General features: G+C 71.5%; 26 protein-coding genes, 10 tRNA genes and 1 pseudogene. 22 read left to right on the forward strand and 15 right to left on the reverse strand.

Annotation, left to right across the window (positions count from 1 at the left end):
* Positions 1 to 8: 8 nt before the first annotated feature.
* Positions 9 to 812, reverse strand: a complete 804-nt coding sequence (locus J2S43_RS11750) for an SDR family NAD(P)-dependent oxidoreductase (RefSeq protein WP_306828950.1) — start codon at positions 810 to 812, stop codon at positions 9 to 11.
* 78 nt (positions 813 to 890) lie between these two features.
* On the opposite strand from J2S43_RS11750, the gene J2S43_RS11755 reads away from it, so the two are divergent.
* Both J2S43_RS11755 and J2S43_RS11760 read left to right on the forward strand, forming a co-directional pair.
* Positions 891 to 1,307 (forward strand): MarR family winged helix-turn-helix transcriptional regulator, encoded by a 417-nt coding sequence (locus tag J2S43_RS11755; RefSeq protein ID WP_306828951.1) that lies wholly within the window; start codon positions 891 to 893, stop codon positions 1,305 to 1,307.
* Positions 1,308 to 1,338: 31 nt separating this feature from the next.
* Positions 1,339 to 2,346, forward strand: a complete 1,008-nt coding sequence (locus J2S43_RS11760; RefSeq protein ID WP_306828953.1) for a TerC family protein — start codon at positions 1,339 to 1,341, stop codon at positions 2,344 to 2,346.
* A 454-nt stretch (positions 2,347 to 2,800) separates the two neighbouring features.
* Here J2S43_RS11760 and J2S43_RS11765 read toward each other — a convergent pair whose 3' ends face one another.
* Together J2S43_RS11765 and J2S43_RS11770 are read right to left on the reverse strand one after the other, a co-directional pair.
* Positions 2,801 to 5,050 carry an FdhF/YdeP family oxidoreductase gene (locus tag J2S43_RS11765; RefSeq protein ID WP_306828954.1) on the reverse strand — a complete coding sequence of 750 codons (2,250 nt, stop codon included), beginning with the start codon at positions 5,048 to 5,050 and terminating at the stop codon, positions 2,801 to 2,803.
* A 48-nt stretch (positions 5,051 to 5,098) separates the two neighbouring features.
* Complete coding sequence (locus J2S43_RS11770; RefSeq protein WP_306828955.1) at positions 5,099 to 5,986, reverse strand: alpha/beta hydrolase; 888 nt, start codon at positions 5,984 to 5,986, stop codon at positions 5,099 to 5,101.
* A gap of 55 nt (positions 5,987 to 6,041) precedes the next feature.
* On the opposite strand from J2S43_RS11770, the pseudogene J2S43_RS11775 reads away from it, so the two are divergent.
* Positions 6,042 to 6,206 (forward strand): annotated as a pseudogene (locus J2S43_RS11775) (MmyB family transcriptional regulator); the annotation flags it as partial.
* Positions 6,203 to 6,952 (forward strand): GNAT family N-acetyltransferase, encoded by a 750-nt coding sequence (locus J2S43_RS11780; protein WP_306828956.1) that lies wholly within the window; start codon positions 6,203 to 6,205, stop codon positions 6,950 to 6,952. The pseudogene J2S43_RS11775 and the gene J2S43_RS11780, both read left to right, overlap by 4 nt.
* Here J2S43_RS11780 and J2S43_RS11785 read toward each other — a convergent pair whose 3' ends face one another.
* Both J2S43_RS11785 and J2S43_RS11790 read right to left on the reverse strand, forming a co-directional pair.
* Positions 6,953 to 7,393 carry a cupin domain-containing protein gene (locus tag J2S43_RS11785; RefSeq protein ID WP_306828957.1) on the reverse strand — a complete coding sequence of 147 codons (441 nt, stop codon included), beginning with the start codon at positions 7,391 to 7,393 and terminating at the stop codon, positions 6,953 to 6,955.
* A 292-nt stretch (positions 7,394 to 7,685) separates the two neighbouring features.
* Positions 7,686 to 8,738: an SGNH/GDSL hydrolase family protein gene (locus J2S43_RS11790; RefSeq protein WP_306828958.1), complete on the reverse strand. Its 1,053-nt coding sequence runs from the start codon at positions 8,736 to 8,738 to the stop codon at positions 7,686 to 7,688.
* A 74-nt stretch (positions 8,739 to 8,812) separates the two neighbouring features.
* Between J2S43_RS11790 and J2S43_RS11795 the strand changes: the two genes are divergently transcribed.
* Both J2S43_RS11795 and J2S43_RS11800 read left to right on the forward strand, forming a co-directional pair.
* A complete protein-coding gene (locus tag J2S43_RS11795) occupies positions 8,813 to 9,103 on the forward strand; it encodes a nuclear transport factor 2 family protein (RefSeq protein WP_306828959.1) in 291 nt (96 codons plus the stop codon).
* On the forward strand, positions 9,100 to 10,101 hold the full coding sequence (locus J2S43_RS11800) for an SdiA-regulated/phytase-like domain-containing protein (RefSeq protein ID WP_306828961.1): 1,002 nt from the start codon (positions 9,100 to 9,102) through the stop codon (positions 10,099 to 10,101). The genes J2S43_RS11795 and J2S43_RS11800 overlap by 4 nt, the downstream gene beginning before the upstream one ends.
* Before the next feature lie 226 nt (positions 10,102 to 10,327).
* Here the strand turns inward: J2S43_RS11800 and J2S43_RS11805 are convergent, their stop codons facing one another.
* The 7 genes from J2S43_RS11805 to J2S43_RS11835 all read right to left on the reverse strand — a co-directional run bounded on the left by J2S43_RS11805 (position 10,328) and on the right by J2S43_RS11835 (position 15,695).
* The gene (locus tag J2S43_RS11805; protein WP_306828963.1) at positions 10,328 to 10,771 is read right to left on the reverse strand and encodes a DUF4383 domain-containing protein; all 444 of its coding nucleotides are present in this window, start codon (positions 10,769 to 10,771) and stop codon (positions 10,328 to 10,330) included.
* Positions 10,772 to 10,831: 60 nt separating this feature from the next.
* Positions 10,832 to 11,431: an HD domain-containing protein gene (locus tag J2S43_RS11810; protein ID WP_306828964.1), complete on the reverse strand. Its 600-nt coding sequence runs from the start codon at positions 11,429 to 11,431 to the stop codon at positions 10,832 to 10,834.
* Between the two features lie 234 nt (positions 11,432 to 11,665).
* The gene (locus tag J2S43_RS11815) at positions 11,666 to 12,787 is read right to left on the reverse strand and encodes a caspase family protein (protein ID WP_306828965.1); all 1,122 of its coding nucleotides are present in this window, start codon (positions 12,785 to 12,787) and stop codon (positions 11,666 to 11,668) included.
* Positions 12,787 to 13,176, reverse strand: a complete 390-nt coding sequence (locus tag J2S43_RS11820) for a type III secretion system chaperone family protein (protein WP_306828966.1) — start codon at positions 13,174 to 13,176, stop codon at positions 12,787 to 12,789. The genes J2S43_RS11815 and J2S43_RS11820 overlap by 1 nt, the downstream gene beginning before the upstream one ends.
* Positions 13,177 to 13,244: 68 nt before the next feature.
* Positions 13,245 to 13,709, reverse strand: a complete 465-nt coding sequence (locus J2S43_RS11825; protein WP_306828967.1) for a DUF427 domain-containing protein — start codon at positions 13,707 to 13,709, stop codon at positions 13,245 to 13,247.
* A gap of 172 nt (positions 13,710 to 13,881) precedes the next feature.
* A complete protein-coding gene (locus J2S43_RS11830; RefSeq protein WP_306828969.1) occupies positions 13,882 to 14,616 on the reverse strand; it encodes a DUF8817 family protein in 735 nt (244 codons plus the stop codon).
* 95 nt (positions 14,617 to 14,711) lie between these two features.
* Positions 14,712 to 15,695 carry an SCO6745 family protein gene (locus J2S43_RS11835; protein WP_442320032.1) on the reverse strand — a complete coding sequence of 328 codons (984 nt, stop codon included), beginning with the start codon at positions 15,693 to 15,695 and terminating at the stop codon, positions 14,712 to 14,714.
* A 134-nt stretch (positions 15,696 to 15,829) separates the two neighbouring features.
* Here J2S43_RS11835 and J2S43_RS11840 point away from each other — a divergent pair, with 134 nt between their 5' ends.
* Positions 15,830 to 16,246, forward strand: a complete 417-nt coding sequence (locus tag J2S43_RS11840) for a DUF1761 domain-containing protein (protein WP_306828970.1) — start codon at positions 15,830 to 15,832, stop codon at positions 16,244 to 16,246.
* 577 nt (positions 16,247 to 16,823) lie between these two features.
* On the opposite strand, the gene J2S43_RS11845 is transcribed toward J2S43_RS11840, so the two are convergent.
* Positions 16,824 to 17,177, reverse strand: a complete 354-nt coding sequence (locus J2S43_RS11845) for a DUF6204 family protein (protein WP_306828971.1) — start codon at positions 17,175 to 17,177, stop codon at positions 16,824 to 16,826.
* 148 nt (positions 17,178 to 17,325) lie between these two features.
* Between J2S43_RS11845 and J2S43_RS11850 the strand changes: the two genes are divergently transcribed.
* The 4 genes from J2S43_RS11850 to J2S43_RS11865 all read left to right on the forward strand — a co-directional run bounded on the left by J2S43_RS11850 (position 17,326) and on the right by J2S43_RS11865 (position 20,132).
* Positions 17,326 to 18,531 carry a pyridoxal phosphate-dependent aminotransferase gene (locus tag J2S43_RS11850; protein ID WP_306828972.1) on the forward strand — a complete coding sequence of 402 codons (1,206 nt, stop codon included), beginning with the start codon at positions 17,326 to 17,328 and terminating at the stop codon, positions 18,529 to 18,531.
* 217 nt (positions 18,532 to 18,748) lie between these two features.
* Positions 18,749 to 19,258, forward strand: coding sequence for an LURP-one-related/scramblase family protein (locus J2S43_RS11855; RefSeq protein ID WP_306828973.1), 510 nt, complete (start codon positions 18,749 to 18,751; stop codon positions 19,256 to 19,258).
* A 58-nt stretch (positions 19,259 to 19,316) separates the two neighbouring features.
* Positions 19,317 to 19,589 (forward strand): response regulator transcription factor, encoded by a 273-nt coding sequence (locus J2S43_RS11860; protein ID WP_306828974.1) that lies wholly within the window; start codon positions 19,317 to 19,319, stop codon positions 19,587 to 19,589.
* 69 nt (positions 19,590 to 19,658) lie between these two features.
* A complete protein-coding gene (locus J2S43_RS11865; RefSeq protein WP_306828975.1) occupies positions 19,659 to 20,132 on the forward strand; it encodes a hypothetical protein in 474 nt (157 codons plus the stop codon).
* 359 nt (positions 20,133 to 20,491) lie between these two features.
* Here the strand turns inward: J2S43_RS11865 and J2S43_RS11870 are convergent, their stop codons facing one another.
* Entirely contained in the window at positions 20,492 to 20,782 is a 291-nt protein-coding gene (locus J2S43_RS11870; RefSeq protein ID WP_306828977.1) for a hypothetical protein, read from the reverse strand.
* A gap of 1,146 nt (positions 20,783 to 21,928) precedes the next feature.
* The gene (locus J2S43_RS11875; protein ID WP_306828978.1) at positions 21,929 to 22,741 is read right to left on the reverse strand and encodes a hypothetical protein; all 813 of its coding nucleotides are present in this window, start codon (positions 22,739 to 22,741) and stop codon (positions 21,929 to 21,931) included.
* 415 nt (positions 22,742 to 23,156) lie between these two features.
* Between J2S43_RS11875 and J2S43_RS11880 the strand changes: the two genes are divergently transcribed.
* From J2S43_RS11880 to J2S43_RS11930, 11 genes are all read left to right on the forward strand, one after another.
* Positions 23,157 to 23,229, forward strand: a tRNA-Trp gene (locus tag J2S43_RS11880).
* A gap of 67 nt (positions 23,230 to 23,296) precedes the next feature.
* Positions 23,297 to 23,367, forward strand: a tRNA-Gly gene (locus J2S43_RS11885).
* Positions 23,368 to 23,410: 43 nt separating this feature from the next.
* Positions 23,411 to 23,848, forward strand: coding sequence for an HNH endonuclease (locus tag J2S43_RS11890; RefSeq protein WP_306828979.1), 438 nt, complete (start codon positions 23,411 to 23,413; stop codon positions 23,846 to 23,848).
* A gap of 44 nt (positions 23,849 to 23,892) precedes the next feature.
* Positions 23,893 to 23,964, forward strand: a tRNA-Gln gene (locus J2S43_RS11895).
* Positions 23,965 to 24,051: 87 nt separating this feature from the next.
* Positions 24,052 to 24,145 (forward strand) — tRNA-Ser (locus tag J2S43_RS11900).
* A 1-nt stretch (position 24,146) separates the two neighbouring features.
* A tRNA-Arg gene (locus J2S43_RS11905) sits at positions 24,147 to 24,218 on the forward strand.
* Between the two features lie 10 nt (positions 24,219 to 24,228).
* A tRNA-Pro gene (locus tag J2S43_RS11910) sits at positions 24,229 to 24,303 on the forward strand.
* Positions 24,304 to 24,328: 25 nt separating this feature from the next.
* Positions 24,329 to 24,413: transfer RNA gene (locus J2S43_RS11915), tRNA-Ser, on the forward strand.
* A 4-nt stretch (positions 24,414 to 24,417) separates the two neighbouring features.
* Positions 24,418 to 24,490, forward strand: a tRNA-Val gene (locus tag J2S43_RS11920).
* Between the two features lie 13 nt (positions 24,491 to 24,503).
* Positions 24,504 to 24,575 (forward strand) — tRNA-Val (locus tag J2S43_RS11925).
* A gap of 2 nt (positions 24,576 to 24,577) precedes the next feature.
* Positions 24,578 to 24,678: transfer RNA gene (locus J2S43_RS11930), tRNA-OTHER, on the forward strand.
* Positions 24,679 to 24,836: the final 158 nt, after the last annotated feature.

The raw sequence follows: 24,836 nt of genomic DNA on the forward strand, positions 1-24,836 counted from the left end.
CGGAAGCGTCAGGCGTCCGTGGCGGTGTGGTGGCCGAGGCGGCGGTTGAGCGCGCCGGTCGCGCGGACCACGGTGGCGCGGGGGAGTACCCGGGCCGCGAGTGTCTGGATGCGGTGCAGGGGGCGGCCGGGGTACGAGTTGAGCCGCCCGCACGCGAAGTCGTCGAGCGTCCTCGCGGCCACCCGTTCCGGGGAGTCGGTGACGCGCGGGTCCATCGTCGCGGTGGTGCCGTCGAAGAAGCCGGTGTCGGTCGCGCCCGGGTGCGCGGCCATCACCCGGACGCCGCTGTCCCGGACCTCGTGCGCGAACGCCTCGGTGAAGGACAGCACGAACGCCTTCGTCGCCGCGTAACCGGCTTGATACGGGAGCGGCTGGAACGCGGCGGTGGACGCGACGTTGATGATGCCGCCGCGGCCGCGTGCCACCATCCGCGCGCCGATCTCGTAGGTGAGCGCCATCGTCCCGTGGATGTTGAGGTCGACGGCCTGCCGGTGCGGCCCGTACGGACGGTCCAGGAACGGGCCGACCGGCCCGATGCCGGCGTTGTTGACCAGCAGGTCGACGACGATGCCGCGGGTCTCCAGCTCCCGGACCGCCGCCGCGGGCCCGTCCGGCGTGCTGAGGTCCGCGACGAGCGTGTGCACGCCGACCGGGTGCCGTTCCCGGATCTCCGCCGCGAGCGCGGCCAGCGGCCCGGGGGAGCGGGCCAGCAGGACGACGTGCGCGCCGCGCCGGGCGAGCTCGTGCGCGTACGCCCGGCCGATGCCCCTGGACGCGCCGGTGACCAGCGCGGTGATTCCTCGGTAGTCCATCCCGATTCCTTTCGAGCCTCGAAGTAATTGGACCATAGCATGAACTTCGAGGCTCGAAGCATCGGTACGATGGTCCGCATGGATCTGCTCGCCGTGGTCGCCGCCGCCTTCGAGGCCGAGATGCGGACCACCGTGCGGCTGCACCCGTTCCTCGCCGAGCACCGCCTGACCCCGGCCACCGCGCAGGCGCTGTGGGCGATCGACCCGGCCGAGCCACCGCCGTCGATGAAGGTGATGACCGACCGGCTGCACTGCAACGCGCCCAACCTCACGTTCCTCGCGAACCAGCTGATCGACCGCGGCCTGGTCACCCGGGACACCGACCCGGCCGATCGCCGCTCCCGCGTGCTGGCGCTGACCGTGCGCGGCCGGGAGGTCCGCGACGCGCTGATCCGGGCCACACTGGCGATCACGCCCTACGCCGTGCTGGACTCCGACGAACTCGCGCAGCTGAAGGGCTTGCTGAGCCGCGTAATGGACGCGTCCGCCGGGTAAGAGGCTGCGAACCCGCACCGAAAGGATTCGCATGCTGGAGGTCACCGCGCTCGGCTGGGCGCTGACGATCGGCGCCATCGTCGCGCTCCTCGCCATCGACCTGGCGGTCGGCTGGCTCCGCCCACACGCGGTCGGCTTCCGGGAGGCGACGGCCTGGTCGGTCCTCTACATCGTGCTCGCGATCGCGTTCGGCCTGATCTTCGCGCAGGTCGCCGGCTGGGAGTACGGCACCGAGTACTTCGCCGGCTACATCGTGGAGAAGAGCCTGTCGATCGACAACCTCTTCGTCTTCGTCATCATCATCACCACGTTCGCGGTGCCGGTCGAGCACCAGCACAAGGTGCTCACGTTCGGCATCCTGGCCGCGCTCGTGCTGCGCGTCATCTTCATCGCGCTCGGCGCCGCGCTGCTGTCGCTGTTCTCGTTCATGTTCCTGATCTTCGGCCTGGTGTTGATCTGGACCGGGGTCCAGCTGTTCCGGCACCGCGACGAGGACCCGGACGTGGAGGACAACGGCCTGGTCAAGGTGGCCCGCAGGGTGCTGCCGACCACCACCGAGTACCACGACGGCCACCTGTTCGCGCGCGTCGACGGCCGCCGGGTCGCCACGCCGCTGTTCATCGTGCTCATCTCGATCGCCGGCACCGACCTGCTCTTCGCGCTCGACTCGATCCCGGCCGTCTTCGGCGTGACCGAGGAGGCGTACATCGTCTTCGTCGCGAACGCGTTCGCCCTGCTCGGCCTGCGTGCCCTGTTCTTCCTGGTCAAGGGCCTTCTGGACCGCCTGGTCTACCTGTCCGTCGGGCTCGCGGTGATCCTCGTGTTCATCGGCGTCAAGCTGATCCTGCACTGGGCGCACGATCTCAGCGACGCGATTCCCACGGTCTCCACGCCGCTGTCGCTCGCGGTCATCATCGGCGTCCTGACCATCTCGATCGTCGCCAGCCTGATCAAGGTCCGCCGCGACCCGTCCGCGACCGCCCACGCCGGCTCTCTGCGCGTCCGTGGCAACCGCCCGAAGGAGCGGGAAGAGCGATAGAGCGACAAGCCCGACAAGCGACAGGCGATCTTCCCGCTTCCGGCGAGGTGCGGCCCGTCTGCTCCCGCGGGCAAACCCGCGGCGGCCTCCGCCGCCGCTCCGGTCGCCGCGTCGGAGCCGGTTCACCGGTGGTCCCGGAAGAGCGCGCGAGACCCGCGGCCGGCCGATTCCCGGCCGCGGGCCTCGGAGATCGCGCGGCGATGGCGGTGTCACGCCCGCGGGCCGGCCGTCATCGCTCGCGGACGGCGCCGCGTGCGTTGGCCGGCGTGGCCGGTCTCCCGGGCCATCACGCGGCACCCTGAGGCGGTCACGTGCCGGGTCCCTGGCGGCCCGGCCGGAGTGGTGTGGCCGGGCCGCGGGGTCCCGGCGACCGCCGTGGACCCAGACGAAGAGGAGACGGACGCGGGGACCCCGGTGAGTGCCCGGGTCCCCGCGGCGCAAACGGGGCGATCGGTCAGGCGACCGGTTCCAGCCGGACCACGATCTCCTTGGACGTCGGGGTGTGCGACAGTTCCGCCGTGGAGTCCAGCGGGACCAGCACGTTCGCCTCCGGGAAGTACGCGCCCGCGCACCCGGCCGCGATCGGGTACTCTACCAGCCGGAAGCCGGGCGCGCGCCGTTCCACGCCGTCCTTCCACTCGGACACGATGTCGACCATTGACCCGTCCGCGAGACCGAGCGACGCCAGGTCCTTCGCGTTGACGAACACCACCCGCCGCCCGCCGGAGATGCCCCGGTAACGGTCGTCCAGGCCGTAGATCGTGGTGTTGTACTGGTCGTGGCTGCGCATGGTCTGCAGCATCAGCCGCCCCGGCGGCAGGTGCCGCTCGACGATCCGGTTGACCGTGAAGTGCGCCTTCCCGTCGGCCGTGCGGAACTCGCGGCTGTCCCGCGGCCCGTGCGGCAGCGTGAAGCCCTCCCGCGGCGTCACCTTCGCCTCGTAGTCGTCGAACCCCGGCACGATCTTCGCGATCACCTCGCGGATGGCCGGGTAGGACGCCTCCCACGACGACCACGGAAGCTCGGTGGACAGCGTCGCCTGCGCCAGCCGGGAGATGATGGCCAGTTCGGACAGCAGGTCCGGGGACGCGGGCGCGAGCCGGCCGGTGGACGCGTGCACGGCCGACATCGAGTCCTCGACCGTGACGAACCCGGCCGGGTCCCGCTCGGTGCGGCCCAGGCACGGCAGGATCAGCGAGACCGTGCCGGGCGTGACGTGCGTGCGGTTCAGCTTCGTGGACACGTGCACGGTCATGTCGCAGTTCGCGAGCGCGGCCAGCGTGACGTCGGTGTCCGGGGCCGCGGCGGCGAAGTTGCCGCCGACCGCCATGAAGAACCGCGCCCGCCCGTCGCGCATCGCCCGGATCGCGTCCACCACCGCGTACCCATGGCTGCGTGGCATTTCGATCTTGAACTCGCGCTCGATGTCGTCGACCCACGGCGGCGGGCTCTCGATGATGCCCATGGTCCGGTCGCCCTGCACGTTGCTGTGCCCGCGGACCGGGCACAGGCCGGCGCCCGGCTTGCCGATCATGCCGCGCAGCAGCTGCACGTTGACGACCTCGCGGATCGTCGGCACCGAGTCGGAGCGCTGGGTCAGGCCCATCGCCCAGCAGACGATGGTCGCGTCCGACTCGGCCATCAGCGCGGCGACCCGCTCGATCTGCTCGCGGGTCAGGCCGGTCTGCTCCTCGGTCATCGCCCAGTCGACCGTGGCGCGCGCCTCGGCGTAGGCCTCGAAGCCCGCGGTGTACGAGTCGATGAAGGACCGGTCCGCGTGCGGCAGCAGCAGGTGGCCGAGCGCGGCGAACAGCGGCAGGTCCCCGCCGACCCTGATCTGCAGGTACTCGTCGGCGAGCGAGGTGCCCCTGCCGACCACGCCGTCCGGGGCCTGCGGGTTCTTGAACCGCATCAGCCCGGCCTCGAGCAGCGGGTTGACCGCGACGATGGTGGCGCCGGCCTTCTTCGCCTTCTCCAGCGCGGTCAGCATGCGGGGGTGGTTCGTGCCCGGGTTCTGCCCGACCACGATGATCAGCTTCGCCTGGTGCACGTCCTCGAGCGTGACCGAGCCCTTGCCGATGCCGATCGTCTCCATCAGCGCCACGCCGGAGGACTCGTGGCACATGTTCGAGCAGTCCGGCAGGTTGTTCGTGCCGTACGCGCGGACGAACAACTGGTAGGCGAACGCGGCCTCGTTCGAGGTGCGCCCGCTGGTGTAGAAGACGGACTGGTCCGGCTCGACCGCGTTGAGCTGCGCCCCGATCGTGGCGAACGCGTCGTCCCAGCCGATCGGCTCGTAGTGGTCGCTGTCCGCCCGCTTGATCATCGGGGTGGTGAGCCGGCCCTGCTGGCCGAGCCAGTAGTCGGACCGGCCCGCCAGGTCGGATATGGAGTGTTCCGCGAAGAACTCCGGCGTGATCCGCCGCAGCGTCGCCTCCTCGGCGACCGCCTTCGCGCCGTTCTCACAGAACTCGAAGTGGCTGCGCTTGCCCGGCGCGGGTTCCGGCCACGCGCAGCCCGGACAGTCGAATCCACCGGCCTGGTTCAGCTTGAGCAGCGTGAGCGCGCTGCGGCGCACGCCCATCTGCGCCTGTGCGGCGGCCAGGCCGTGCAGGACGCCGGGCACGCCGGCCGCGGCCTGCTTCGGCGGTGACACCTGGAGATCGCGATCTCCGACGTCGTCGGTGGGAGCGTTCTTGGCCATGGGTGAGACCTTATGCCGGAAGAGATCCTTTTCGCACTAGTCGACCCTTCACATTCGAGCGAGGGTACGGGCCAGGAACTCCACGCTTCGCCGCACCTGCGCGCCCAGGTCCGCGTCGCCGAACAGGTGGTTCGCGCCCGGCACCAGTCCCAGCTCCACCGGCGCCCCGGCCGCGCGCAGCGCCTCGGCCAGCTCCACGCTCTGCCGGTAGCCGACCACCACGTCCTCCTCGCCGTGCAGCAGCAGCATCGGCGGCGCGTCCGCCCGCACGTGCGTGACCGGGCTCGCCGCCGCCACCTTCGCCGCCGCCCGCGTCACCGGCGCGCCGATCAGCAGCGACTCCGGCGAGTCGTCCGCGTCGTGGTCGCCGGTCGCCCGCGGATGCTGGTGCGCCTGCATCGTGGCCAGGTTCGACGGCCCGTACCAGACCACGGCCGCCTGCACGGCCGAGTGCCCCTCGGCGACGCCGACCGTGCCCTCGCTCGTCTCCAGCGCGAGCAGCGACGCCAGCAGCCCACCGGCCGACTCGCCCCACACGCCGGCCCGCTCCGGGTCGATGCCCAGCTCCGCCGCGTAGAAGCGCAGGTAGCGGATCGCGGACTTGAGATCGTGCAGCGGCGCCGGGAACGCGGCCTCACGGCTCAGCCGGTACGCCGGTAGCGCCACCGCGCAGCCGGCCGCGAGCAGCTGACCCACGTGGTCCTCGCCGGCCAGCCAGTCCGGCGTCACCTTCGGCGAACCGTTCAGCCAGCCGCCGCCGTGGATCCACAGCACCACCGGCACCGGCCCGGCCGCGCCGGCCGGCACCACCAGGTCCAGCAGCAGCGTCCGGTAGCCCTGCTCCTGCGCCACGAACACGTCCCGGTACTCGATCCGGTCACCCCTGCGCTCGCCCGCGGGCGGCGCGCCGAACCGGTCCCTGCCTGCATCAGCCATGACCCGATCCTGCCAGCCGGGGCGCGGCGATTGAACCGGACCGCGCGTCGCGAGCGCGGAGGTGCCGGACGACGCGGAGCTGACCGCGCTGGTCGGCGAGCTGAGCATCAGGAGCCCGGAGTTCGCCCGGATCTGGGCCGGGCACCCGGTGCACGAGACGCCGTGTGATCCGGGTCTCAGGAGCGCACTTCTGGGGTTCTCGCGCATCCAGTTCGCATGACCGAGACGATTGTGTGGCACCACGACCTCAACCGCGCCTACTGGATGGGCTGGGACGGCGGCAGCGGCGGCGACCCGGACGCCGGCCTGCCGATCTACCGCTCCGGCGTCCCGCACGCGCTGCTCAACGGCGTGCTCCGGGTCCGGGACCGGCCGATCGGCGACGCGATCGAGGAGGCCCGGGAACGGCTGGCCGGCGTCCGCTGGATCTGGTGGGCCGGCGCGGACAGCGACCCCGGCACCGCCGAGGCGCTGCTCGCCCACGGCGCGGAACCGGCCGGGGAGGTGCCGATCATGGAGCGTGACCTCACCGACGTCCCGGCGCCGGTGACCGTGCCCGGGCTGACCGTGGCGCGGACCGAGGACCTTGGTGGATACGTGCGCGCCTACGCCGGGCCGAACGGCATCCCGGACGGCGCGCTGGACGTCACCGAGATCGCGGAGAAGGCCTATCACCCGCCGCGCGGCGAACTGGTCCGGCTGGCCGGCGTGGTCGACGGCCGGATCGTGGCCAGCACGTCTGTGCTACTCGGCGACGACGGCGTGGCCGGCCTGTACTGCGTCGCCACGCTCGACGGGTACCGCCGGCGCGGCATCTCCACCGCGCTGACGGTCGAGGCGCTGCGGCTCGCCCAGGCCGCGGGCCATCGCGTGATGACGCTGCAGGCCAGCAGCATGGGCGAGCCGGTCTACCGGAGCGCCGGGTTCCGGACCGTGGACTCCTGGCGGTTCCTCAGGCTGCCGTGATCACTCGAACGAGCACCCCGGGTTCGGCGCGTCCTGCGACAGCGGCGAGCCCGTGGGCAGCACGTACAACACCTCCAGGACCACGGGGGTACGCCCGCGGTTGATGCCGATGTGGACCTCGTCGTCGCCGGCCGGCTCGTAGATGAAGCTGCCCCGCGGGTAGTAGCCGTCCTGCGCGCACGTCGCGTCGAAGTGGCTGAGCGCGCCCTGCTTGACCGTCGCGTAGAGCGCGCCGTCGTGGTAGTGCCAGCCGGTCGCCTGGCCGGCCGGGATGGTGATCTCCCGCAGCACGTAGTCGGTGTCACCGACCGTGCGCTGCGCGATGATCGTGCCGGACACGCCCGGACCCGGCGGCGTCGCCTGCGCCGTCCCTGCCACGCCGAGCGTGGTCGCGGCCACGGCCGCCGCGACCACCGCCGTCCGCCGTACCTGTCGCTGCATGATGCTCCTCGTCGATGCGATCGATGGGACATCCGTTACAGACGGCCCCGATCGACGACGGTTCACCGCAATCTGCGGGCGGCCAGCGCGAGCCAGATGTCGTCCCGCACGAGCAGGATCACCTGGCCACCGGCGAACGACACCGCGACGACCGCGGCGAGCTGAGTGAGGAACCGCATGACGCACCTTCCGACGTGCCGCGGCCTCCCCGCCGCGGTCACGACGAAAGTCACGGACCGTCACGCCCGGAGTCGTCACCATCGGGCGGACACTGTCACGTATCTCCTCCGGGCTACAGGCTGTCCAGGAAGGACCGCAGCCGGGCCGCGATCAGTGTGTGGTCGGCCAGCGACGGGTGCCAGTGACAGCCGCCGTAGTCCAGGCCGGCGCCCGGGTAGTGCCACAGTCGCACCCGGTCGGTGCGTTCGGACACCACCCGCGCGGCCGCCTCCGGAAAGCCGGCCGCGCTGTCCGTGCTGCTCACCACGATGATCGTCCGCTCGCCGTAGCGGGCCCGGAGCGTGTCCAGGAAACCGTGATAGGCCGTCCGGTACGCCTCGGCGAGCGACTCCGGCGTCCACGGCTCGCCCGGGTTGATCGCGGTGGAGAAGTCGTTGATGCCCAGGCCCACGACGACCAGCTGCGGACGCCACGACCGGGGCCGCCGCCACACGTCACCGTCCACCGCGAGCAGCGCCCGCTCGTAGTAGGTGCGATAACTGGTGCCCGGCTCGCCGCCGTTGTAGTTGCGCACCATGCCGCGCCCGGAGAACGCGTTCAGCTGGTAGTCGGCGCCGAGCGCGCGGGCGGTCAGCGCGCCGAAGCTGCGGTCCGCGTTCGTGGTCCGGTGCACCTCGTCGCCGGTGCAGTCCCGGGTCGCGGACTCGTTGCCGTAACCCGCGGTGTACGAGTCGCCGATGAGCTCGATCTGCCGCGGGCGCGCGGGCGGGGCCGGCAGGATCGCGCCGCCGTCCACCGGCACGAAACCACCGAACGCGCCGGACGTCCACGGGCTCTCGGTGCGCTTGACCAGCCGTACCGTGTGCGTCCCGGGCGTCAGGCCGGTCACCCTGTGCGTGATCGCGCCCGGCTTCACCAGCGTCGCCACCGTGACCCCGTCCACCGCGAGGTCGTAGTCGTTGTCCGCGTCGTCCAGCACGATCCCGACGCCGGTCCCGCGGAACCGGCCCTCGAAGTACACGCCCGGCCAGCTGTACCGCACCGCGGCGCCGTCCGCGACGATCCGCCCGGCCGTGTGCGCGGTCCGGGTCGCCTGCGTGGGCGGCGCCGGCGTGACCAGTAGCGCGGCGGCCAGCAACGGCCGCACCACAAAATCGACAATCATAAATCTGGAGGGTACGCCGTACCGGCCGCTGACGCTCTCGACCTCAACCGCGGTGCAGCTCTTGGCGTGCCGTCATGACCACACCGGACCCGGACGCGACCACCCACCCCGCCGAGATCGCGGCGATCGAGCACGTGCTGGCCACGGTCGAGCACGCGCAGAACAACGAGCTGCCCGACGAGTTCCTCGCCCTCTTCCGCGACGACGCCGTCTGGACCACCGGAACCGCCGGGCCGTCACCGGTGCTGGAGCAGATCGGGTACCTACTGCACGTACCCGTGATGCCGTGGTGGGGTCTTGCGGGGTTGCGGCTTCGGGCGACGGTGCGGAAAGGGGCCGGGGCGCATGGCAGGATGATCGGGTGAAGACGGCGGTCGGGGTCCTGGTGGTGCTGCTCAGCGGCGGTTTCGCGGCGCCCGCGCCGGAGGCCGTGTGCGCGGTGACCGATGACCGGCTCGCGGAGTTGTCCGGGCTGGCGGCCACGCCGGACGGTGGGTTCGTGACGGTCAACGACGGCGCGGACGATCCGGCGGCGCGACGGATCTTCTTCCTCGACGCGCGTTGCGAGGTCGAGCGTGAGGTGCGGTATCCGTCGGAGCCGCGCGACACCGAGGACGTCGCGCTCGCGCCGGACGGGACCGTCTGGGTCGCGGACATCGGCGACAACGGCAGCGTGCGGGAGACGATCGGGCTGTGGCGGCTGGATCCGGGGGCGGACGAGCCGGTGCCGGTGCGGTACACCTATCCGGACGGGGCGCGGGACGCGGAGGCGTTGCTGCTGGACGGGGACGGGACGCCGATCATCGTCACCAAGGACCCGTTCGCGGCCGGGCTCTACACGGCGGCGGGACCGGACGGCGGGGCGCTGCGCGAGGCCGGGTCGTTCCGGATCCCGGACTCGCAGACGGCCAACCCGTTCGGCTTCGCCGGGCGTTACGTGGTGACCGGCGGCGCGGTGTCGCCGGACGGGACGCGCGTGGTGCTGCGCACCTACGCGGACGCGTTCGAGTTCCTGGTCACCGACGGTGACGTCATCAAGAGCATCACCGGGGGTACGGCCGAGACGATCCCGCTGCCGGACGAGCCGCAGGGGGAGGCGATCACCTACGGCTCGGACGGGACGTCGCTGCTCACGATCTCCGAGGGCGCCGGGCCGGAGATCCTCCGCTACGCCTCGGTGATCCCGGCGCCGGTCCCGTCACCGGAGCCCGCACCGGCGGCGGAGAACGGCACGCCGCTGACCGCGGCCGGTGACCGGCCCGGCGGGATCAGCCCGGCCGGGATCGCGGTGACCGCCGGCGCCGGCGCGCTGGTGCTCGCCGCGCTCACCTTCGGCCTCCTGCGCCGCTTCCGGCGCCGCTGACCTTGACCAGGTCGTCCACGTAGCGCACGTCCACCGTGGCCGCCGCAAGCCCGGTCCGCCGCGATCTGGCGTGGTCCGCCAGGATGTGCCGTGATTGGCGTGGTCCGCCGCGATGCGCCGCGATCTGGCGTGGTCCGCCGCGATCTGGCGTGGTCTGGCGTGGTCCGGGCGGGCCGGCGTGAGCCGTGGTGGGGCGTCCGGGCCGGACGCCCCACCACCGGCGTGCTCAGGCGCGGGCCGGGCGGCGGACCAGCAGCAGACCCAGGGCGATCATGGTGACCGCCAGGAACAGGTGCAGCCAGTTGTCCGCGTCGTTCAGCGGCACGAAGTTCGCCGCGGTGTCGTGGCCGATGACCAGGCCGTAGAGCCACAGCACCAGGTAGGTGGCGCCGCCGACGACCAGGAACAGCCGGGCGCCGTTGACCGTGCGGGCCAGCGCCAGCCCGGCGGCGCCGTAGAGCAGGTGCACGATGTTGTGCAGGATGGACACCTGGAACAGGCCGAGCAGCAGCGCGTCGGACTCGTGCCCGGCGAACTGCATCGTGTCGTAGTTCGTGGTGACGCCCGGTATGAACCCGGCGACGCCGACGAGCAGGAAGACGACCGCGTAGACGAGCGCGGCGGTGCGGATGGGGGACCGGGTGGCCGCGGTCGCCGAGTGGCTTGTCATCGTATTTACCTCCATCGAGAGGTGGGCCGTGTGCCCGGTCGATGTGGAGGTAAACGTGGGTCATGTCAGCGCGTGACCGTACCGCGACGCGAGCCCGTCCAGATCCGGCGTGCCGAACTCGTGCCGCAGGTCCGCGAACCGGGCCGGCTTGTCCGCGCCGAACCGGGCGATCGAGGCGGCGAAGGACGCGGCCGAGTTGAAGACCGGCGGCGTCTTCTTGCTGTGGAACTTGTCCGCGTACATGACCAGCCGCTCCTCCGCGCTCTCCGCCAGGTAGTCGGCCGGCGGCAACGGCAGCTGCTGGGCGAGCACGTCCTCGCGGGTGATCCCGACGCCGGTGTGGTGCGCGCAGATGCGGCACAGCGCGTCCGGCAGCCCTTCGGCGAGCAGCAGTTCCCGGCCGAGCAGGCCGTGCCGGACGTACTCCCGGCCCTTGATCCGGCCGTTCTCGTCGTAGAGCCGGTAGACGCCGATGTCGTGCAGCAGCGCACCGGCCCGCACCAGACCGTGATCGAGGCCCGCGCCGCCGGGCCCGTCCAGCAGCTGCTCCGCGATCGCACAGACGATCTCGCAGTGCGTCCACACCAGATCGAACGCCTCCGGGTTCGGCGCGTGCCGTTCGTGCAGGTCCCGGATCTGCCGGTCACTCGGAATGATCACGCCCCATTGTCCAGGAGCGGCTTTCCCGAAGCGGGATCAGGGCGTCCCCCAAGTTGCTGGAACGACATGGGGGGACGCCCGGATCACGGGTGCGGGTGGGCTTGATCTGCCGGACCACGGCGAACCTTGCAGGGAGGAGCGCCAGCGACGACCGGTGCCCGCGGGAGCACTCGGAACTCAACCCCGCCGGAAGCGGGAAAGCATGATCTTGATCTTGGTCTTGATCTTGATCTGTCAGGGGCCGTCGATGCCGAAGATGGTGTGTTCGAGCGTGTCCGCGTGCAGCGCGACCTGGTAGCAGCGGGCCGCCAGCTGCTGGGCGGACGTGCCGATCAGCGGCGTGAACGACTGCGTGACCACCTGTGGCACGCCGGTCGGGCCAGCGACCAGCGCGACCCGGCCGTATCCGGGACGACCGGCCGCGGCCAGCAGCGTCTCCGGCGTGATCAGCGGCGAGGTCGGGCCGACGTCGGCCTCCATGCCGCACAGCGTGACGCCCTCGGAGAACGGGTCGACGCTGTCGACCAGGAAGACCTGCACCACGTGGGTACGCCCGCCGGGCAGCGGCACGGTCACGTCGAGGTGCTCGTCGTGCTCGGCCCAGCCGGCGCCGAGACGATCCGCGACCGCGGGGAAGCGCTGCCGCAGCCGGCCGATGCGACCGCCCAGGACCGCGGCGGGCGGCAGGCCGGAGTCCGTGCCCGCGACCGGGAGCGCGGCGTCGGTCAGCAGCCACGCCCTGATCAGGTCGTCCAGCCCGACGTCGGACTCGCGGCCCTCCTCCAGGAAGTCGACCGCGCGCTGCAGCGTGACCGGGCGGCCCCACCCGGCGACCAGCGGATGCCCGCCGAGCGCGGCCCGCCACGCCGGGGCGTACGCGCCGACGTAACACGCCCCGAAGATCACCAGCCGGAGACCGCCGGAGACCGCGCCGGTGTCGATGTCGCCGGGCGAGACGAGCACGCCGTCGCAGGTCTCCAGGCGCCCGTCCGCGCCACCGTGCGAACTCCAGTAGATCCCGGCCGGCACCAGCCCATCGAGGCCGCGGCCGGTGACCGCGTCCAGCAGATCCTCGCGCGTCGCCTGCCGGTCCACCACCACGGTGTACCCCGCGCCGCGCAGCACCGCCACGTCGTCGTCGATCTCGGCCAGCTCCGCCGCCATCATGCCCGGATCCTGCGTGCCGGCCGTCTTGTATCCGAACAGGAACAGGAACGCCTTGCCGTCGCCGATGCCGGAGCCGGTCGGCGCGTGCACCTCGCGTGCGTCCGGGTCGTCGCTGCGCGCGCCCTCGGTCCAGTGCTTCGGGCCCGGCTTCCGTTCCGCCCAGGCCGCGGGCACGAAGACCTCGCTCATCAGAAGTCGTCCCGTTCGGAGTGCTGCTTCTCCAGAGCGTCCGCGGTGGTGGCCAGCGCGCGCAGCGGCAGTGCGAACTCGTCCGGGTCCAGCGTGGCCAGCGGCGCCTGGTGGATCAGGAAGTAGTCGCCGTCGGAGTCGGTGGCGAGCGCGCCGACCGCGAAGTCCGCGTTCTTGCGCAGGGCGGCCCGCGGCGCCATCTCGTCCGCCTTGCAGACGAAGCTGCGGAACTCGGCCCAGTCCTGCTCAGAGTAGGTGAAACGGGTCACCGAGACCTGCTGGGTGCGCCCCGACTCGTACTTCCAGACCAGGGCGAACCCGTCCTCCTCGTCGCTGACCAACGTGTACGCGGTACGCGCGTGTTCGGCAATCTCGTGCCATGTCGGCATGGTGATGATCCTGTCGTGCGGTGATCGGAAACGGCGCAGCCTAACCCGCCGCGATCCACACCGGACGATCACCACCCCAGCGTGCCCGGCCCGCCCTTGAACGGCCCCACGATCCCGTCCGTGATCCACCCGCCGTAGAAGTCACCGTCCTGCGCACGCACCGGCTCGTCGCCGACCCGGCACTCGTCGACGCGGCTCGGATAGAACGCGAGCGCGCCGATCAGCGCGGCGTAGGCCGGGGAGGGCTCCTCGTAGGACCACGCCGCCCGCGCCACCCGGGATCCCGGCGTGACCAGGTCCCAGTAGGTGGCGAGACCCTTGAACTCGCAGAACGTGCGGTGATCCGGGTCCGCTTGGAGGAGCCCGTCGGTGACGTCGGCGCGCGGCACGTAGTAGACCGGCGGATGCGACGTCTCCAGCACCCGCCGGCAGTTCACGCTCTCCGCGACCAGCACCCCGCCGTGCCGCACCACGACACGCGCGGCCGTCCGCTCCAGCCGCGGCGGCCGCGGATAATCCCACACCGACTCCATGCCGCCCATTCTCCTCCGCCCGGCTGCACCGAAAACCCTCCAAACGCAGATTTTCCCACTCCCGGCGTGGCGTGGCCCGTTGCTCCCGCGGGGGCTGAGCTGGTTCCGGGGGCGACCCCGGACCCCCATCTTCCCGCTTCCGGCGGGCGGTGCGCCGGCCGAGTTCTTCCGGTCAGGCCAGCCAGGGCTCGATCAGGGCGGGGTCGGCGACGAAGGCGGTGACGCGGTCGCGGTCCGCCGGGGTGAGCGGGAGCCGGCGGAGGTTCTCGCCCCACTGCGGCACCCGCTCCGGTTCGCCGAGCGCGGTCGACAGCTCGATCAGCGCGGCCAGGGCCATCGCGCGTTCGACGGCCGGGGCGGTGTCGCCGTGGCGGCGCAGGCCCGAGTTGAGGGCGCGGAAGGCGGCGCGGTCGTCGAGTTTGAACTCGCGCAGGATGCGGGCGTTGTCGAGCGCCTTCGCGAGGCCGGTGAGCTGCTTCGATCCGCCGTACTCCAGGCCTTGCGGCTCGTCTCGGCGGATGAAGACGATCGAGTTGCCGGACGGGTCCATGACGGTGAACCGGGAGGCGCCGGCGCGGAACCGGGTGACCCGCGGCAGGCCCGTGGCGAGGACCTTGCCGTAGGCGTCGCGCATCGCGGCGGTGAAGTGTGCGTGGTAGGGCGCGATCGCGTCCACCATCACCAGGCATCCGCCGGTCTCCTCCCGCGCCGGATCGACGCCGTCCGGCCCGCGTCCGTAGTGGAGTTCGAACCCGCTCAACCGGAAGGCCAGATAGAGGTACGGCTTGCGTTGCTCCCAGGTGACCGTGAAGCCCATCGCGCGCCAGAAGGCCAGCGTCTCCTCCGGCGCGTAACAGGACAGCAGCGGCACGAGCGTCTCGTTCGGCTCGATCGTTTCGTCGGTCATCGTCGGCACCTCGCCGGGCGAAGGGATTCGATGCGACCGAGTGTCGCCGAATCGGGATCGCGGCGCACATGAGACGGTACGAAAGCGGCAAATCGTCAGCCGACCGGGCGGGGCAGGATGATCGGGCTGGGGTGGGGCAGCAGGCGCAGTGCGGCCTCGGACAGTGGGGTCAGCAGGTGCTCGAGGCGGCTGATGCCGGCCGTGCCGAGCGCCTGCCACGGCGCGGCGGCCAGCGCGTCGGTCTGGCGTTCGACGGTGTCGCGGGCGGCGTGCGCGGCCTCGGTCGCCACGCCCGCCGCGAGCCAGCCGCGATCGGTGAGGCGGGCGGCCGCGGCGTCCCACTGCGCGTCGGTCCAGCCGCGGGCCGGTTGCAGCACCTCCCGGGAACTGTCCAGGGATGCCCGCCAGACCAGCGACTCCGCGCCGTCGAGGCCGGCGACCAGCAGCGCGGCCACGTGGCCGTCGCCGCGGTGCTCACGCAGCAGCGTCGCCGCCTGCCACAGCGTGCCGATCGGGTCCTCGGGCCAGGGCAGGTCCGCGTTCGCGGCGGCGAGCGGCCGGCCGGCGAGTGGCGCGGCGGAGGCGGCCCGCCGCAGCAACACGGCCGCCTCGGCGAGGCCGTCGCCCGGCGTGCCCGCGGACGCCGTGACCGCCTCCGGCGTGACGGTGGACGGCGTGCCCATGAACGGCGCGCCTGTGGACGGCGTTGCGGCGGAGGGTGCGGCTGTGGACGGCGTAACCGCGGCGGCTGCGGCCGCGGACTCCGCGTTCGGCGACGGCGCGACCGCGGACAGTGCGGCGCGGGCGCCGTCGAGGCGTGCGGCCAGGGCGGCGGCGGGCGCGGCGCGGTTCCAGACGTCCGGGAGCGCCCGCCGTACCATGGTCGGCGCGAAGCCGAAGAAGGTCGCCTCCACCGGCCCGGCACCGACCGCGCCCAGCGGTGCGGCGCGGCCCGCGAAATAGCCGCGCCAGAAGCCGCGCAGCCCGGCCGCCTCGAAGGCGGCGCGCGCGGCCGGCGTGAAGTAGGTGACGGCGTGCACGGGTTCGACGAGCGTCCACATCCGGCGAGCGATATCCATCCATGCATTGGCCGTCACGGAGATCGCGATGTCAACCGTCCGCAGAAGGTGACACAACCTGGCACCTTTCGCTGAGACGCTCGTCCCCGAAGAAGGAGAGCCACACCGGCTCATTCGCAGATTCGGAGACGCACATGCTCACTGGCCTGGACCCGCTCGCCTGGCTGGGAATCCTCATCGCGACCGTCGTCAGCGGCGCGCTCGGCGGTCTCTACTTCGCGCTGCTCGTGCCGAAGTACTACGCGATCGCGCTGGGCCGGCAGAACGCCGAGGCGCCGAAGCCGACCGCGGTGTCGAATCTCGGCCCGCTCGTCTGCACCCTGGTCACCGTCATCACGTCCGCGGTGCTGATCCGTTCGCTGGACATCACCACGATCGGCGCGGCCGTCGCCTTCGGCCTCCTGGTCGGCGTGGGCTACCTGGCCGCGATGACCTTCCAGATCGCGATCAACCCCAACTTCCCCAGACCGCTGCTGTACGGCGTGATCAACGCCCCGTTCTTCGTCGTCACCAGCACGGCCAGCAGCGTGATCATCGCGCTCCTGCGCTGAGCGCTCCTGTGCTGAGCGCTCCTGTGCTGAGCGCTCCTGTGCTGAGCGCTCCTGTGCTGAGCGCTCCTGTGCTGAGCGCTCCTGTGCTGAGCGCTCCTGTGCTGAGCGCTCCTGTGCTGAGCGCTCCTGTGCTGAGCGCTCCTGTGCTGAGCGCTCCTGTGCTGAGCGCTCCTGTGCTGAGCGCTCCTGTGCTGAGCGCTCCTGTGCTGAGCGCTCCTGTGCTGAGCGCTCCTGTGCTGAGCGCTCCTGTGCTGAGCGCTCCTGTGCTGAGCGCTCCTGTGCTGAGCGCTCCTGTGCTGAGCGCTCCTGTGCTGAGCGCTCCTGTGCTGAGCGCTCCTGTGCTGAGCGCTCCTGTGCTGAGCGCTCCTGTGCTGAGCGCTCCTGTGCTGAGCGCTCCTGTGCTCCTGTGCTGAGCGCTCCTGTGCTGAGCGCTCCTGTGCTGAGCGCTCCTGCGCTGAGCGCTCCCGCACCGAGTGGGCGGCGCGCGCGGCCGTTGAGGCCTATTCAGCGAGGGCGAGCCGACGCCGTGTCGCCGCAGGCCAGCGCTGTCGGCGCGCAACGCGCTGAATAGCCCTCGTCAGTGGTTCTTGGCGGCGGTCCGGCGGCCGCGGGCGCCGAGCGGGACCTCGGCCGGGTCGACCGCCGCGGCCGTCAGGTTCTTGTAGCCGTAACCGTGCGTGTCCAGCCACTCGACCGCGAGGAGTTCGCCGCGGGTGGCGGTCACGTCCAGATCCTCGTCATCCGCCGCCTCGATCAGGTAGCGGAACGTGAAGAACGGGCGGGCGGCCACGTCGTACGCCAGGTAACCCTCGGGCGTGTACGACGTGTTCAGGAAGTCGTGGTCGGCGGCGGAGGCGAGCAGCGTCTCCCGCTGCCCGGGGCTCAGACTGTCGAAGGCGCCACGCACGGTCACCCTGATTCCACGGCTCATGCCGGCCACGCTATCCCGCGCCCGGGCCGCGGAGCACGCGAATTACACCGGTCCGGTGGACGAGGGTGGGTGCGGAGAAAGCGTAGGCTGTCCGGGTTCGTCGGGAGGAGTCTCGTCGGGAGGAGACTCGTTCGGGAGGAGACCAGTGGTGAAGCAGGCGTCGCGGCTCAGGAGCGTCCGGTACGACATCCGTGGGCCGGTGTTGCGCCGCGCCCAGGAGCTGGAGGCGGCCGGACACCGGATCTTGAAGCTGAACCTCGGCAACCCGGCGCCGTGGGGCCTGAACACCCCCGACCCGATCATGGCGGACGTGGTGCAGAACCTCGGCGCGGCCCAGGGCTACAGCGACGCGCGCGGCATCTACTCCGCACGGGTCGCGGTCGCGCAGTACTACCAGTCGCGCGGCGTGACCGAGGTGCAGCCGGACGACGTGATGCTCGGCAACGGCGTCTCCGAGTTGATCGTGATGACCATGCAGGCGCTGCTGGACACCGGCGACGAGGTGCTGGTGCCGAGCCCGGACTACCCGCTCTGGACCGGTGCGGTCACGCTCTGCGGCGGGCGTCCGGTGCACTACCGGTGCGACGAGGGCCAGGGCTGGCTGCCGGACCTGGAGCACATGGCCGCGCAGATCACGCCGAACACCCGGGCCATGGTGATCATCAACCCGAACAACCCGACCGGCGCGGTCTACTCCAAGGACGTGCTGCTCGGCATGCTGGACCTGGCCCGGCGGCACGGGCTGCTGGTCCTCGCGGACGAGATCTACGACAAGATCATCTTTGACGGCGCGGTGCACCACACCGCGGCCGCGCTCGCCCCGGACGTACCCGTGATCAGCATGGGTGGCCTCTCCAAGACCTATCGCGCCGCGGGCTTCCGGTCCGGCTGGCTCGCGATGAGCGGGTTCACCGCGCGCGACACCGAGTACGTCGACGGCCTGCAACTCCTCGCGAACATGCGGCTGTGCCCGAACGTGCCGGCGCAGCACGCGGTGCAGACCGCACTCGGCGGGTACCAGAGCATCGAGCGGCTGATCGAGCCCGGCGGCCGCCTCCACGAGCAGCGCACCCACGCGTGGCAGGCCATCACCGCGATCCCGGGCGTCGACTGCGTGCGGCCGGACGGCGCGCTTTACCTCTTCGCCCGGCTCGACCCGGCCGTGCACAAGATCCGCGACGATGAGCAGCTGATAATCGACCTCCTCGAACAGCAGCACCTTCTGCTCTCGCACGGCACCGGCTTCAACCTGGACACACCGGACCACATCCGGATGGTCTTCCTCGCCCCGACCGACGTGCTCGACGACGCGGTCGGCCGGCTGGGTGCGTTCCTCTCCACCTACCACCAGTAGGTCTGCTGGAGCCGGTATCGACGTGGGAGACGGGCTCCAGCTCTGCTGGTAGACGGAGGGTCGTGGAACGCGTACCCGTGGCGCGCCGCGAACTCGCCCGTCACCTGGCGCCTTCGATCGCCACGCCGCAGCGCCTGCGAATCTCCACGCCCGGGAATGTAGCGGTCGCCACCGACATTCCTGGCTGGATCGCACCGGGACGGGTATGACATGAGGCATGTATGTGATTCGTGAGAAGTTCTTCTCCATCGGCGACGACTTCGACGTGCTCGACGCGAACGGCGCCAAGGTCCTGCACGTCGACGGCAAGGTGCTCAGCCTGCGCGGCAAGGTGGTGATCGAGGACCTGTCCGGCGAGGAGGTCGCCAGCGTCCACCGCCACCTGGTCGCGCTGCGCCCCACCTACGAGATCCGGATCGGCGGCGAGAAGGCGGCCGAGATCAAGAAGAAGCTCTTCACGCCGTTCCGCGAGAAGTTCACCATCGACGTCCCCGGCCCCGACGACCTGGAGATGAAGGGCGACCTGCTCGACCACGAGTACGTCATCGAGCGTGGCGGCAGCCGCGTCGCCGAGGTCTCCAAGCGCTGGCTGACCATCCGCGACACCTACGCGGTCGAGGTCGCGCCGGGCGAGAACCCGCTGCTCGTCATCGGTGCGGTCCTCGCGCTCGACCTGGCGCTGGAGCGCGAGGAGAAGAAGAAGGAAAAGAAGGAAGACAAGGACTGAGACTCTCCCACCCTCCGGCGTGGCCGCTCCCGCGGGCACCGGTGGGGGTGGGTGGTCGGTGCGGCAGCTGGGCTTCCTGTCCGATCCGTGTGGTCACCACGAAGAGCCCGGGGCGGGTGCGGGCAGGGGCCCGCACCCGCTGACCCCGCGCGAACGCGAAGTGCTGGTCCTCGTCGGCCGCGTCCTGTCCGATCAGGACGCCGGCCGCGCACCGTCGCCCGCCGAAGGCACGGTGAAGACCCACGTCAGCGCCATTCCGCTCCGGCTCGGCCTGACCAGCCGCGTAGAGGCCGCGATCCTGGCGTACGAGGCAGGCCCGGCCGGCTCCTGACCACACGTACCCCCGCGGGGTGTGAAAGATCTTGCACTGCAACGCATCCCGGACCTAAGGTCACTGCTCGTGCAAACGACACCGATCGCCATTCCCGGCGTCGCCGGCTGGGTCTCCGTCACCGTTCCGGTCCTCGGCCGCCCGGCCGTCACCGTCAACGGGATGCCCGCCCAGCGCATGCAGGGCGGCGATTTCATGCTGCCCGGCGCGGGCGGTGCCCCGATCCTGGTCAAGGTGAAGCGCGGGCCGGTCGACCCGTTCCCCAGCATCCAGACCTACTACGGGAGATACCCCACCGGCCCGGCGCTCCCCGGCCACCTGAAGGCGTTCGCCGTCCTGCCCATCCTCCTCGTCCCGCTGGGCGGCCTGCTGCTCGGCGCCATCGTCGCGCTGCCGGCCTTCCTGGCCAACATGACCGTCAGCCGCACCACCCTCAGCAACGGCCGCAAGCTCGCCGCCATGGCCGCCATCGACCTCGGTGCCCTCCTCACCTTCATCCTCATCGTCGCCGGCATCGTCGCCCTCGCCTCCCTCGCCGGATAGCCACACCCGGCCACCGGCGAGATGCGACGCGGCCGGCGCGGCACCCCCGACGTCCGCGAAGAACAGTGCACGGGCCAGATCCCTTTCAGATGAACCTTTTCCGCTTCCGGCGTGGTGCGGCCCGCGTGCTCCCGCGGGCACCGGTCGAATTCCACTTAACCTAAGTTGATCTTGACCCGAGGCCGGCGCGGCGGCAGCGCGCCGGCCTGCGGAAATCCTTTCCGCCGCATCCCGCGGTGGACAGTCGAAGGCGGGCACGTGGTGCGCGAACGCGCAGGTCAAAGACCATGATCAACTTCGGCTGAGTGGCATTGGGCACCGGTCGGCCGCAGGCGGCCTCCCTGCAGGTCCCAGCCCACTCACCACAACCCGAGCCCCGCCCGGCCCGGCCCAGCCCGCCCGGCCCGGCCCAGCCCGCCCGGCCCGGCCCAGCCCGCCCGGCCCGGCCCAGCCCGCCCGGCCCGGCCCAGCCCGGCCCGCCCGGCCCGGCCCGCCCAGCCCGGCCCAGCCCGCCCGGCCCGGCCCGGCCGGCCCGGCCCGGCCAACGCTCCCACCAGAGCCCGCAGGCCCAAGCCGGACCCGGCACGCTCCTCCTTGTAGAACCGGTAGGCATCCTCGCGCTCGGAAACTCCGTAGAAAACGACCGGCATGTTCATCACCTGCGTCGCGCGGCTCAGTGGGTCGATACCGGCGCCTGAGTGATCAATCAGTGGAGCAAAAGATAGGTCAACTAGCGAAGTTGACCTATCTTTTGCTCCACTGATTGATCACTCAGGGCTGGTGGGGAGCCCGTCCACCGAGATCTGTCACGCAGGCACGACAAAATATGGCGAAATTTCGGGCGCGCAGCGCCCGGCTGGCGCGGTGGCCGGCTGGCGCAGCGCCCGGCTTGCGCGGTGGCCGGCTGGCGCGGTGGCCGGCTGGCGCAGCGCCCGGCTTGCGCGGTGGCCGGCTGGCGCGGTGGCCGGCTGGCGCAGCGCCCGGCTTGCGCGGTGGCCGGCTGGCGCGGTGGCCGGCTGGCGCAGCGCCCGGCTTGCGCGGTGGCCGGCTGGCGCGGTGGCCGGCTGGCGCAGCGCCCGGCTTGCGCGGTGGCCGGCTGGCGCAGCGCCCGGCTGGCGCGGTGGCCGGCTGGTGGAGTGCCGGGCTTGCGCGGTGTAGGTCGCGTGGTCACCGGTGCGGACCTTCGGGCCCGGTAGCTCGCTGGGGCTGGTGCGGGGGTTCGGGTTGCGTGGTGGCTGGCTCGTGGGGCGCTCGGGGTGCGCGGTGGATGGGGCGAGGCCCCGGGTTGTGGGGGTTTGCGGGAGTGGCGGCGGACTTTGTGGGGAGGCCGCCTGCGGCTGACCGGTGCCACTTAGCCCAAGTCGAGTTGGACCCGAGGCCGGCCCGGCGGCAGCGCGCCTGCCTGCGGAAATCCTTTCGCCGCATCCGGCGGCGGACAGTTGAAGGCGGGTACGTGGTGTGTGAACGCGCAGGTCAACCACGATGATCAACTTAGGCTAAGTGGCCTTGGGCGCCGGTCGGCCGCGGGCGGCCCTCCCTTTCGGATTCGCGGTGGTCACCACGAGCCCGAGCGGCTCCGTTACTGCTCGGAGTGGGTGGGCACGGGAAAATGCCGGTGGGTGGGGTGCTGGCCCCGATGAGCACGCACGGCCCGGCGGGAGTTCGGCCGGACCGTCCGCTCCTGTCCGAACGTGGTCGCGGCTTCCCGTGGATGACCGGTAGCGAGGTGAAGTGAGCGGTCCGGCATCACCTGGCGCGCAAGCTTCTGCCGGCGTGAGATCGGCGGGCCGGGTGGGTCAGCCGGCGACGATGAGGGGTGGCACCGTGCGCAGGGCCGGCGCGACCACCAGTGCCACGCGGGTGCCGTCCGAGCCGGGAAGGACGTCGTGGTGGTCGATCGGGCCGCCGGGGGAGGGCCAGGTCCAGTCGCCGGGCCGGACCGCGGCGGTCAGCGGGGTCGCGCCGTCGCGGACGTCTATCAGGGCGCGGATCAGGTCGGCGTCGTTGCGCCAGCCGGTGTCGCCGAGCAGCTCGGTGACCGCGTCGCCGACGTGCCGGTGCCGGTCCTGGGCGTCGACGGCCGGGTCCAGCAGGGCCAGGCACAGCGCGCGCATCGCGGCGCCGCGCCACCGGACCGGCTGCTGGTCACCGCTCGCCGTGGGGCCGGCCCGCCGGGCCAGGGCCTTCCCGATCCGGACCAGCGGGCCGGACCGCCACGCCAGGTAGCGTTCCGCGAGGTCGTCCCGGCCGTCGGCCGGACCGGCAGAATCCGGAGCGGCGACGGCGACGCGGACAGCGGCCACCTCCGCCCGCAGCGCGGCCGACTCGGCTCGCAGGCCGGCCAGCTCGGCCCGCACGGCGGCTGATTCGGCTCGCAGCGTGGCCAGCTCGGCTTGTGCGGTGGCTGATTCGGCTCGCAGCGTGGCCAGCTCGGCTTGTGCGGTGGCTGATTCGGCTCGCAGCGTGGCCAGCTCGGCTTGTGCGGTGGCTGATTCGGCTCGCAGCGTGGCCAGCTCGGTGCGGTGGGTGGCCGCCTCGGTGCGCAGTGCCGTCAGGTCCGTGCGCAGCTCGCGGTGGCGGTTCGCGCGCACCTGCTTTCCGATCCGCATGATCCCGGACCCTACCAGTCGATATTCGGGTGCTCCCGGACGTACCCGCGGATGGCAATTAAAAAGGGGTTGTGCGTGTTGCGTGGGGTCACTAACGTGTATTCCAGCACCGAGCGAGGCTGCGAATGACCCGGGCCGTTCAAAGAGATCCGGGCCGCTCAGAGAGATTCAGTCGCTCAAAGAGAGCCATACCGCTAGAGAGATGAGGTGACCGGTGATGATGCGGACGAACCCCGACCTGATGTGGCAGGCACTGCAGAGTCCCGTAGCCGTGGTCGAGCGACCCAGTTCATCACTCCGAGGTCATGGCGTCTTCGGCGGCTCGCAGTGCTGGTGCGGCCTGGGGTAGGGATACCCCGGCATCTCGCGCCGCCTGCGTCCGCAACCGGACCGGGCGGCTTTTCAGTGTCTTCCTGCGGGTGTAGCTCAATTGGTGGAGCAACGGTCTCCAAAGCCGTGAGTCGCAGGTTCGAATCCTGTCACCCGTGCGTTTGCCGTGCGCATTTATTGCGTGCGGAATGGTCATTGATAATTCCACAGCGGATGGTTTTTCATGCGGTTGTAGCACAACGGCAGTGCGGCTGCTTGCCATGCAGCAGACCGGGGTTCGACTCCCCGTAACCGCTCTCGACAGCACTTCGGGAACAGGACACACGAAGGGAGGATCCGGTGGACGTGCTGGTGCTGAACGCCGACCTCGGCCCGTTGCACCGGGTCAGTCTCCGCCACGCGGTGCGGATGCTGGTGCGCCGCGTGGCGGAGGTTCACGAGTCGCAGCCCGACTCGCAGATCGGCGTGTGGCCGGTCCCGACCGTGGTGCGGCTGGTCTCCTACGTGGTGACCCGCTGGCGCCACTCGCGCGGCCCTGCCTGGTCCCGGGCCGGCGTGCTGGTCCGGGACGGGCGGCGCTGCGCCTACTGCGGCGGTCACGCCTCGACCATCGACCACGTCATGCCCCGCTCGCGCGGCGGCCGCAACTCGTGGTCCAACACCGTCGCCGCGTGCGGCGGATGCAACCAGCGCAAGGGTGACCGCACGCCGTCCGAGGCGCGCATGCCCCTGCGATTCCGGCCGGCCGCCCCCACCTGGGCGATGCTGGCCAGCTGATCTCCCGGGCCGCCGGTTCAGGCGGCGGCCCGGGAGACCGGCGGTGCGGGCTGGTGCAACCGGCAGCACACCCGGCTCTGACCCGGACTATGGAGGTTCGAATCCTCCGCCCGCAGCGCACCACAGCACTACCGCAGACGGGCCGGCCGCCCGGCCGCCCCTCATAAGGGCGGATTGCCCGGTTCGACACCGGGGTCTGCGACGGAGAGTTGGCCGAGCGGTCCAAGGCGGCGGTTTGCTACACCGCAGCAGGGGTGCACGCCTCTGCCGAGGGTTCGAATCCCTCACTCTCCTCCACGCCTCTGTAGCTCAGCGGATAGAGCGCCGGCCTACGAAGCCGGATGCGGAAGTTCGATTCTTCCCAGAGGCACACAAATCCACGGGATGTGGCGCAGCTTGGTCAGCGCACCGGTCTGGGGGGCCGGGGGTCGCCGGTTCGAATCCGGCCATCCCGACGAGGGCGCCCGAGGGCGCTCGCATGGAGACGCCAGCCGACTGGCGCCGGCCACCGTCTCGAAAACGGTCGGGGGTGACACCCGTGGGCGTTCGACTCGCCCCGTCTCCGCTTCGTTCCGATAGCTCAGCTGGGAGAGTGCCGCCTCGACACGGCGGAGGTCGCCGGTTCGAACCCGGCTCGGAGCACGTTTCGCGGTATGCCCGTATGGCTCAGCGGAAGAGCGCCGCTTTCACACAGCGGAGGTCCCAGGTTCGATCCCTGGTGCGGGCACGGTGGCCGTAGCTCAGGTGGCAGAGCACTTGTTCCGCCGGAGGCGGACGAGCGGGCTCAGCGTGGATCCAGAGGTCGTCCGGTTCGAGTCCGGCCGGTCACCCTTCGTACGACCATCCGCTGTGGACATCCGTTCGCGTGCCGGCCGGCGTTTCCGATCGTGTCACCGGGCCTCGCGCGATATGGCGCGGCACCGCGGTTGCTGCGGTGCCGTTCCCATGCGCGCGGCGGGTCGGGCGTGCGCCACCCCCTGGGTGCCGC

Source organism: Catenuloplanes nepalensis, from assembly GCF_030811575.1.
In the GTDB taxonomy this organism is placed as follows: Bacteria; Actinomycetota; Actinomycetes; order Mycobacteriales; family Micromonosporaceae; genus Catenuloplanes; species Catenuloplanes nepalensis.

Excerpts from the sequence above, each read along its gene's own strand:
- J2S43_RS11805 (WP_306828963.1), bottom strand. The coding sequence starts at position 10,771 with ATGACAAGCCACTCGGCGACCGCGGCCACCCGGTCCCCCATCCGCACC.
- J2S43_RS11830 (WP_306828969.1), bottom strand. The coding sequence starts at position 14,616 with ATGACCGACGAAACGATCGAGCCGAACGAGACGCTCGTGCCGCTGCTG.
- J2S43_RS11790 (WP_306828958.1), bottom strand. The coding sequence starts at position 8,738 with ATGATTGTCGATTTTGTGGTGCGGCCGTTGCTGGCCGCCGCGCTACTG.
- J2S43_RS11785 (WP_306828957.1), bottom strand. The coding sequence starts at position 7,393 with ATGCAGCGACAGGTACGGCGGACGGCGGTGGTCGCGGCGGCCGTGGCC.
- J2S43_RS11760 (WP_306828953.1), top strand. The coding sequence starts at position 1,339 with ATGCTGGAGGTCACCGCGCTCGGCTGGGCGCTGACGATCGGCGCCATC.
- J2S43_RS11815 (WP_306828965.1), bottom strand. The coding sequence starts at position 12,787 with ATGAGCGAGGTCTTCGTGCCCGCGGCCTGGGCGGAACGGAAGCCGGGC.
- J2S43_RS11835 (WP_442320032.1), bottom strand. The coding sequence starts at position 15,695 with ATGGATATCGCTCGCCGGATGTGGACGCTCGTCGAACCCGTGCACGCC.
- J2S43_RS11755 (WP_306828951.1), top strand. The coding sequence starts at position 891 with ATGGATCTGCTCGCCGTGGTCGCCGCCGCCTTCGAGGCCGAGATGCGG.
- J2S43_RS11870 (WP_306828977.1), bottom strand. The coding sequence starts at position 20,782 with ATGCCGGTCGTTTTCTACGGAGTTTCCGAGCGCGAGGATGCCTACCGG.
- J2S43_RS11780 (WP_306828956.1), top strand. The coding sequence starts at position 6,203 with ATGACCGAGACGATTGTGTGGCACCACGACCTCAACCGCGCCTACTGG.
- J2S43_RS11845 (WP_306828971.1), bottom strand. The coding sequence starts at position 17,177 with ATGAGCCGTGGAATCAGGGTGACCGTGCGTGGCGCCTTCGACAGTCTG.
- J2S43_RS11750 (WP_306828950.1), bottom strand. The coding sequence starts at position 812 with ATGGACTACCGAGGAATCACCGCGCTGGTCACCGGCGCGTCCAGGGGC.
- J2S43_RS11765 (WP_306828954.1), bottom strand. The coding sequence starts at position 5,050 with ATGGCCAAGAACGCTCCCACCGACGACGTCGGAGATCGCGATCTCCAG.
- J2S43_RS11840 (WP_306828970.1), top strand. The coding sequence starts at position 15,830 with ATGCTCACTGGCCTGGACCCGCTCGCCTGGCTGGGAATCCTCATCGCG.
- J2S43_RS11795 (WP_306828959.1), top strand. The coding sequence starts at position 8,813 with ATGACCACACCGGACCCGGACGCGACCACCCACCCCGCCGAGATCGCG.
- J2S43_RS11820 (WP_306828966.1), bottom strand. The coding sequence starts at position 13,176 with ATGCCGACATGGCACGAGATTGCCGAACACGCGCGTACCGCGTACACG.
- J2S43_RS11770 (WP_306828955.1), bottom strand. The coding sequence starts at position 5,986 with ATGGCTGATGCAGGCAGGGACCGGTTCGGCGCGCCGCCCGCGGGCGAG.
- J2S43_RS11875 (WP_306828978.1), bottom strand. The coding sequence starts at position 22,741 with ATGCGGATCGGAAAGCAGGTGCGCGCGAACCGCCACCGCGAGCTGCGC.
- J2S43_RS11855 (WP_306828973.1), top strand. The coding sequence starts at position 18,749 with ATGTATGTGATTCGTGAGAAGTTCTTCTCCATCGGCGACGACTTCGAC.
- J2S43_RS11825 (WP_306828967.1), bottom strand. The coding sequence starts at position 13,709 with ATGGAGTCGGTGTGGGATTATCCGCGGCCGCCGCGGCTGGAGCGGACG.